The 7,259-nt window shown below is 51.8% G+C and carries 7 protein-coding genes and 1 pseudogene; 4 read left to right on the top strand and 4 right to left on the bottom strand.

The genetic code is table 11. The features are described from left to right. Window positions 1–387 (top strand): hypothetical protein (locus ABJF76_RS01290; protein ID WP_413822485.1); only part of this gene is annotated, 387 nt, incomplete at its 5' end. A gap of 123 nt (window positions 388–510) precedes the next feature. Here ABJF76_RS01290 and ABJF76_RS01285 read toward each other — a convergent pair. Beyond that, window positions 511–773: pseudogene (locus ABJF76_RS01285) on the bottom strand (transposase); the annotation flags it as partial. Between the two features lie 720 nt (window positions 774–1,493). Between ABJF76_RS01285 and ABJF76_RS01280 the strand changes: the two are divergent. Beyond that, a complete protein-coding gene (locus tag ABJF76_RS01280; protein ID WP_348336937.1) occupies window positions 1,494–2,081 on the top strand; it encodes a hypothetical protein in 588 nt (195 codons plus the stop codon). Between the two features lie 548 nt (window positions 2,082–2,629). Further along, window positions 2,630–3,730, top strand: a complete 1,101-nt coding sequence (locus ABJF76_RS01275) for a Hint domain-containing protein (protein ID WP_413819342.1) — start codon at window positions 2,630–2,632, stop codon at window positions 3,728–3,730. Window positions 3,731–3,843: 113 nt separating this feature from the next. Here the strand turns inward: ABJF76_RS01275 and ABJF76_RS01270 are convergent, their stop codons facing one another. Further along, on the bottom strand, window positions 3,844–4,071 hold the full coding sequence (locus tag ABJF76_RS01270) for a hypothetical protein (RefSeq protein WP_413819343.1): 228 nt from the start codon (window positions 4,069–4,071) through the stop codon (window positions 3,844–3,846). Between the two features lie 165 nt (window positions 4,072–4,236). Between ABJF76_RS01270 and ABJF76_RS01265 the strand changes: the two genes are divergently transcribed. Beyond that, window positions 4,237–5,007 carry an SDR family oxidoreductase gene (locus ABJF76_RS01265; RefSeq protein WP_413819344.1) on the top strand — a complete coding sequence of 257 codons (771 nt, stop codon included), beginning with the start codon at window positions 4,237–4,239 and terminating at the stop codon, window positions 5,005–5,007. 76 nt (window positions 5,008–5,083) lie between these two features. Here ABJF76_RS01265 and ABJF76_RS01260 read toward each other — a convergent pair whose 3' ends face one another. Continuing rightward, the gene (locus tag ABJF76_RS01260; RefSeq protein WP_413819345.1) at window positions 5,084–5,953 is read right to left on the bottom strand and encodes an acyl-CoA thioesterase; all 870 of its coding nucleotides are present in this window, start codon (window positions 5,951–5,953) and stop codon (window positions 5,084–5,086) included. A 31-nt stretch (window positions 5,954–5,984) separates the two neighbouring features. Continuing rightward, window positions 5,985–7,193, bottom strand: a complete 1,209-nt coding sequence (locus ABJF76_RS01255; RefSeq protein WP_413819346.1) for a serine hydrolase domain-containing protein — start codon at window positions 7,191–7,193, stop codon at window positions 5,985–5,987. Window positions 7,194–7,259 lie beyond the last annotated feature (66 nt).

Below are 7,259 nucleotides of genomic sequence, written 5' to 3'. Positions count from 1 at the left end.
GATATTGAAGTGAACCTGTTCTCAATGAGCGGTCGAATGACAAAGCAATGGGTTGGGCTGTCCTCAAAATTTGACCATCAACCCGAAATGCAAATGGGCTTCGAATTTTTTGGCTGCCAACCAGTTTTAAGATCAAGCAATTTCGCTACCATTCGTAAATTAGCGGTTGAACATGACCTTGCGTGCATCGGACCAAAATTCATGATGGACGAGTGGCAAGAGTTGAAGTTACTCAATCACTTCACCCCATCAATACATCGAGAAGTTTGGAGTGTTTTTCACGAGAAAAACAAGAACGATGAAGCCCTTAAGAGGGTTCGTTGTTGGGTGAAAGATTGTTTCAAAGAACAATTTGAACTGTCTAACGGCAGCCCTTGTGTTCGGTAGCGGAATACAGATCATGTCCAGATCAAACGGCGTTGTTGCAAAAGTCGGGTGAAGGACGGCCTGCCCCTTGCCCTAGACGAATTTGGCCCTTGGGCTCAGTGATGGGTACGCCAAGAGCGGTGGCCAAACCAGTCCAACGGCCCCCACCAGGTTCCAAGCGAACCCAGTTGTCTCCAGAAATGGCCGGACAAACAGCCCTTTCAACGTCAGGAAGGTCTGAGTGGCAATTCACTGAATTGCTACTGCCGACCGCGTTTGTCGTTTGGTCGCGGTGCCCAAAACATCTCCGGATCAAACCAGATCGAAAACGATCCGTGCTGCTTCAAGCTGTCTTTGTAAGACGACCAATCGTTGGTCATGGACTTCTTGTGGGCGCAACTGCTCATGCCAGCCAGCTATCTTGCCGGACTCACACGGCGAATCCCCGAAGCGACGTGTGCAACAATGCCCCTAACATGGTTTCATTTTTGAAAAGTCAGTTTTTTGCTTTTGCAAATCACATGCCCGTGAGCCGTTCAATGTTACTTTATCACACATCTAAATTTAGGCACCAAACCCAAAACCGAATAAAATTTTCTGGATAATTATCAACCACTTACACCATTAATCCTCGAACATTCCATCAAATACGGCACCTAACTTAACCTGTCATTATATTCTGCAGTTGTGATCTGCACCAATTCCTGTTGGTTCAACCGATCAAAGATGCGACCGAATGTTCTAGGGGCTGAAATGAGGAACAATTGAATGTTGCAGAAATCAAATCCAGTACAAAACATCGAGACTCGCGTTGGCAATCTTCCGCCCAACGAAGTTCAGAGTGGTAATTGGCATCAAAGAGATGCGCGCCACAATGGATAATAGTATTTTTGACGATCGTATGTGCCCAACTGCCGAACTATTTAAAATGATGCCTGTTCGACAGTGCGAGTTATTTTCTGCTTCGATCTGAATCAAATCCCTAGGTGTTTTAAAACGTCATGAACATGAAACGCATGCGTTGAAATCACACTTGCCACCACTCACGACTCACCACTCACGAATTCATCTTCCAACCGAAATGCATGTCTAAATGCAATTCCAAATTAGGAAAGGATACCTAAGAATTGTTTTCATTTATCCAAAAACGTAACCGCCTCAGTCAATCTTCTCGTAAGCAGATCGCATCGCCGGGAAAAAACATCGTGACTGTCGCAGTCGAGTCCCAACCCAGCACCCAAATTTTTGAGAACTTTGGGATCTGCGGGAATTGCGAAGTTGTAACGCGGGAAGGTCTTTTGCCGTTGAAAAACATTTGGTTAAGCGATGCCTTAGTGACGCGTTCACATGGTTTCGTGCATCCAGTTTGCATGATGATGAACTCAAACGATGCAAAGACAAAAGAAGGGCCGCGCGCAGGCGCAATTCTAAGCGGAAGTCTGGGCAATAACCTTCCGCAAGGAGATATAGCGATAGGTGTAAATAGCACGCTAATATCCTACCAACGTACTGGCGCCGCACCGCGTCCAAAGCCAGTCGCAAATGGGCCGTCTTCAAGAGAAGAGATGAATATACTGATCGACTGCCCAGTCGAAGAGCTGTGTGTTCCCGTTTTCGAAACACGGGTCGAAATACTAATGCATGGAATTTATGTACTTTGTCCCAGCATGATTGACGTTTCGCTCTCGACGGCCACGCAAGGGACTGCGGCATAAAAACTTCGGTAAAAGGAGGGCAACAAATGCGTACCAATCATCGCAATGTTACTAGGCGAGAAATGAGCATAGGACAGAAAGAGAAAAAACTGCCATCTGATAGCTTCAATAACTTGAGCGTTAGGATTTTACGGCAGCCGGATCAGGTAAGAAGAGGTACTTACAAACATAGATCTGCGGCCGGATACAATCCAAGAATACCATCGCATGACACTGTTAACGAAGCATATGGAGTGTCGTTTAATGGGGATGGCGTGGTGTGGTTCATTGCGTTTTTCTTGACATCCATAGGCTGCACCATTGCGTCAACAGTGATTGCGATTTGTTCAGGTTTTACGTTTCTTCCCACTTTGGGATTATGTTGTTTTACGACCATTTCCCTAAGCCTATTCTCGGTTAACCTTTACGCTCCGACAACGGTCCCTCGACTTTGAGTGTGCAGGATTAGTGGGTCCTGACGGCTTTGAACGGTTTGGCGGGTTTTGCCATCATTGCCTACACCAGAAACTTGCCGAAATCTTAACTTACCCAGATATCTGAGGTCTCCCATGGCAATATTAATTGGAAGCGGCTTTCATCTTACGGCATCGCTGGCTGTTGCCGGTACGGCAGCCCAAGGTACTGTTCTGGCCGCAGCGGATCTAGGTCAAGTTGTCGATATACAAACAGACGGCACCCTTGCACTTGGTAACAACGCCATGAATGTCGGCGACAGTTTTATTGTTGATATTGATGAAGACGGTGATTTCACTGACGAAACAGCAACGATACAGACAGGAAACGATCGCTACGTTAGCTCTACAATTACTTACGCTGATGGGTCCACGTCCAATGTCACGTTGGAACTGGTTTCCCTATCAGATGGGTCTCAAGCGATTTTGGTGAATGATGCAGCTGCAAGCAATATCAATGCCGCGTCCGACCAAATTGAAACGATCACACTCGGCACGTTCAATCCCAATTTCGACGACCGTTATAATCAAGAAAACTTCAATAACTCCATCACGAATTCAGTCGTTTGTTTTGCAAGAGAAACACTGCTCCAAACGCCAATTGGATATCAAGAGATCGGGACTTTGAAGGTTGGTGACGAAGTCGAAACCGCACAAAACGGGGCACAGAAGGTGGTTTGGATCGGCACACGCAAGCTGTCCTCTGCAGACCTTTTTGCTTCACCGCATCTAAAACCTGTTCGCATCAGCGCAGGAGCGCTGGGAGTAGATCTTCCAAGCACTGATCTATTGGTGTCGCCACAACATCGCATTCTTATTGCTTCCAAGATCGCAGAGCGCATGTTTGGACAAAGGGAGGTTTTCGTCCCAGCAATCAAATTGATCGAAGCGGAAGGCATCGATCAAGTGACTTCGGTTGCGCCGATCACTTACGTCCACATACTTCTGGAATCCCATCAGATCGTCTTCGCAAACGGAGCTCCTGCCGAGAGCCTCCACACCGGCCCATGCGCGCTTCAAGCATTGACCGTGGAAGCGCGAAAGGAAATTTTTGACATCTTTCCCGAACTAGAATCTGTCCGCAAATCTGGGTCAACAGTACGCCCAACTGTCCAAAAGCAGGCAAAGGTGGATCAACTTTTGGCCAGGCACCAAAAGAACCGTAAGAAGTTGGTATTACTGGATGCTTCCACCTAGGATTTTTGCGCCTTTGAAAGAAATTCGCATAAGCAACCATTCACGCGACTGCAGCGAAGGGCTACAAACGCCCTGCCCGTTGCCAGTTCCAAGCCTGGCGTGCAAAAGTTCATTCAGGCATTGCCTTCGTGCACATGGCGCACCCAAAGGCGGTCGCATTGATCCGCCTCAAACTCCACAAAGGTCAGTGCCACAAATAGTTCAATGGACTCTTGCTGAGTGTCCTCGCTCGGCCCAACACTGGCTGCAAAGCCAATCCCCTCTCCACTTGATCGCACTGGCGTCGAACAAATCCCACGTCCGTTTGGGACCCCATCGGCCATGACGCGTGATAAGGCCACATTCCTCCAACGTCGTCATGTATCGGAACAGCCTTGCATTGCCCATCTCGCATTCATCCACCAATCGCTGTGCGTTTAGGTTGCAGTCTGCATTTTGGGCCGTTGGGCTTGGCACAGAGTATGTGTGGCCTTACCCTTTCGGCAGCCAAGGTAAAAAGGTGCGCAATGGAACTGAAAGACAAAATCATCGTCGTCACAGGTGCTGCCAGCGGCATTGGTCGCGCGCTTTGTTTGGCTTTCGCGTCGGAAGGTGCCGCATGTGTTGTGTGCGTCGATCGTGACACTGCCGGAGCGCAGTCTATCGCAGATGAAATCAACGGTATAGCAATCACAGTTGATGTATCTCACGAACCTGAAATCGCGGCTATGATCACCAAGGTCGAAACCGAAATCGGCGCTATCGACGTGTTTTGCTCAAATGCAGGCATTTTGATCGAAGGCGGCGCAGAGGTGCCGGATTCCGATTGGCAGCGCATTTGGGAAATCAACGTCATGTCCCACGTTTGGGCGGCGCGTCATGTTGTGCCCCTTATGGTTGCGCGCGGGGGTGGGTATTTGCTCAATACAGCTTCGGCGGCTGGGCTGTTAAATCAAATTGGTTCGGCCCCCTATGGGGTCACAAAACACGCCGCCGTTGGATTGGCCGAATGGTTGGCCATGACCCACGGGGATTCAGGGATCAAAGTGTCGGTGCTTTGCCCCCAAGCCGTGCGCACCGCGATGACCGAAGGGTTCGAAGACCATGTGGCCGCCATTGACGGCATGCTGGAACCAAAGGTGGCAGCGCAGGCCTGCGTCGAAGCAATTCGAACCGAGCATTTCTTGGTTCTGCCCCATCCCGGCGTTCTGGATTATATGCGACGAAAAACAGATGACTATGACCGTTGGATCGGCGGAATGCGGAAACTGAACCGTGTTTATGGGTCACAAACCTAGTTTGGCCTTTGCCTTTTGTTTTACCGGCAGGCAGTCATTTAAAACACTTGCCCACGCGTTCTTTGAACCTGATCCGTTATTCTTTAGGCTTCATCGGACGGATCAGACCTTCTTGGGCGACCGATGCGATCAGGGTGCCGTCACGGTTATAGATGGTGCCGCGATTAAACCCGCGCGCACCGCCCGACCAAGGGCTGTCCATCGTATAAAGGTGCCAGTCGCTGAAATTGGCCGGGCCGTGGAACCACATGGCGTGATCAAGGCTGGCGGTCATCACCTTGCCGGTGAACCACGTCTGCCCGTGTGGGCGCAGCGATGAGCCCAGCAAATTCATGTCAGACGCATAGGCCAGCAAGCAATGTTGCAAAGCGGGGCTGATGCCACGCGCGGCGGCCATGCGGAACCACAGATGGTTGACGTCATCGGCAGGTTTTGGTGCGAAGAAATCGCGCGGGGCGACTTCTCTGATGTCGATGGGGCGCGGACGTAAAAATTCGGCGTGATGTTCTTCTGGAATCTGATCCACCACACTGGCGCGCAGGGTTTCGCGATCTGCAAGGCCACCCGGGTCTTCGACCTTGGGCATTGGGTGTTGGTGGCTCCAACCGTCCTCAGTCGCATGAAAGGATGCGGCCATGTTCAGGATTTGCCGCCCATGTTGAATCGCGACCACGCGGCGTGTGGTGAAGCTGCCGCCATCGCGGGCGCGGTCGACTTGGTAAATGACCGGAATACTGGGATCGCCCGGGCGGATAAAATAGGCGTGCAGTGAATGGCACAAACGATCTTCGACCGTTTGATAGGCAGCGGCCAATGCCTGCCCAATAACTTGCCCGCCAAAGATGCGCGTCGGTGTTTCGCCGCCCTGCCCGGCACCCCGAAACAGGTCCACTTCCAGCGCCTCTACACGCAGAAGATCAAGGAGAGTTTGGTGAGCGTCTGACATTGGCTATCCTTTTGATATTGCTACCGGCCTGTCACATCAATGCGCCTTGCACCAGTGCTTTAAGTTCTGCGCGCGCTGGCGTGACCGAAGACGGGCTAAGTTGGGTAAACAAAACGACACTGAAGGCGTGCACCGGATCGATCCAAAAGAAGGTCGAGGCCATGCCGCCCCAGCTGAAATCGCCTTGCGATCCCGGCACTCCAGATAGGGCTGCGTCCAGCACCACCGCGCCGCCAATGCCAAATCCGACCCCGCGCATGGGCTGTTCGGCAAAACTAGATGGGCCAAGGCTGGCGATATCGCTGCCCAAGTGGTTGCACATCATAAAGGCGGCCGTCGCGGGCGACACAAGCCCCTGCCCGCCTGTGCGCATCGCCTCAATAAAGCGCGCGTAATCATCGATTGTGCCGACAAGCCCGCCGCCGCCACTAAGGCATGTGGGATCTGTAAAGGGCGACGTCGGCCCGCTGTCGACAAGGCGCAGTGACTCAGGACCTGTGGTGCCGGCATTCAGATCCATCGCGTTGCCCGCCAATGGCGTATAAAGCGCGGCAAAGCGGTCTTGTTGTGCCGGCGTGACGCTAAAGCTCGTGTCCGTCATCCCAAGCGGCGCAAAGATGCGGGTTTGGAACACGTCAGCGAGGCTTTGGCCCGTCACCACCTCGATGACGCGCCCAATCACATCGATACCCACAGAATATTCCCAACGCGCACCCGGCGAAAAGGCCAAGGGCAGCGTGGCCAATTTCTGGCACATGGTTTCCAATGTGCCGGCGCGCGGTGCAAAGGTGATGTCCTGTTCTGCCATCGCCTGCGGCACCAAGCCGGGGTTGAACGCATAGCTTAGACCCGAACGGTGCGTCAGCAGTTGGTGTAACGTTGGCACAGCGCAGGGTGTGGTTTGATCAAGGTCGGTCGCACCTTCCGTCAGGGCACGAGGTTCAGCGAATTCGGGCAGAAAGCGCGACACAGGCGCATCAAGATGCACGCGCCCTTCTTCCACCAACATCATCAGGGCAAGCGACGTGATCGGTTTGGTCATGGAATAAATCCGCGCAACTGTACCACGATCAAAGGGCGTTTTTGCTTCCACATCGCGCAGGCCGGTTGCATCAAAAAACACCTCTTGCCCGTTTTGATGGATCAAAACAGACAGACCTGCGAACGTGCGTGCAGACACATAATCATTGCTCCAGCGCCGAATGCGTTCGAGTTTTTCAGTTTTTAATGTCAGTGCCATGTACGCCCCCCGGTTTTGGCAAAGATACCGCGACAGGCCGGTTTGCCAAGACCATCACTTTATCAA

The organism is Tateyamaria sp. (assembly GCF_039940735.1).
Lineage (GTDB): Bacteria > Pseudomonadota > Alphaproteobacteria > Rhodobacterales > Rhodobacteraceae > Tateyamaria.
Note: the sequence above shows the minus strand (reverse complement) of the source record. Positions and strands in the feature narration are given on the sequence as shown.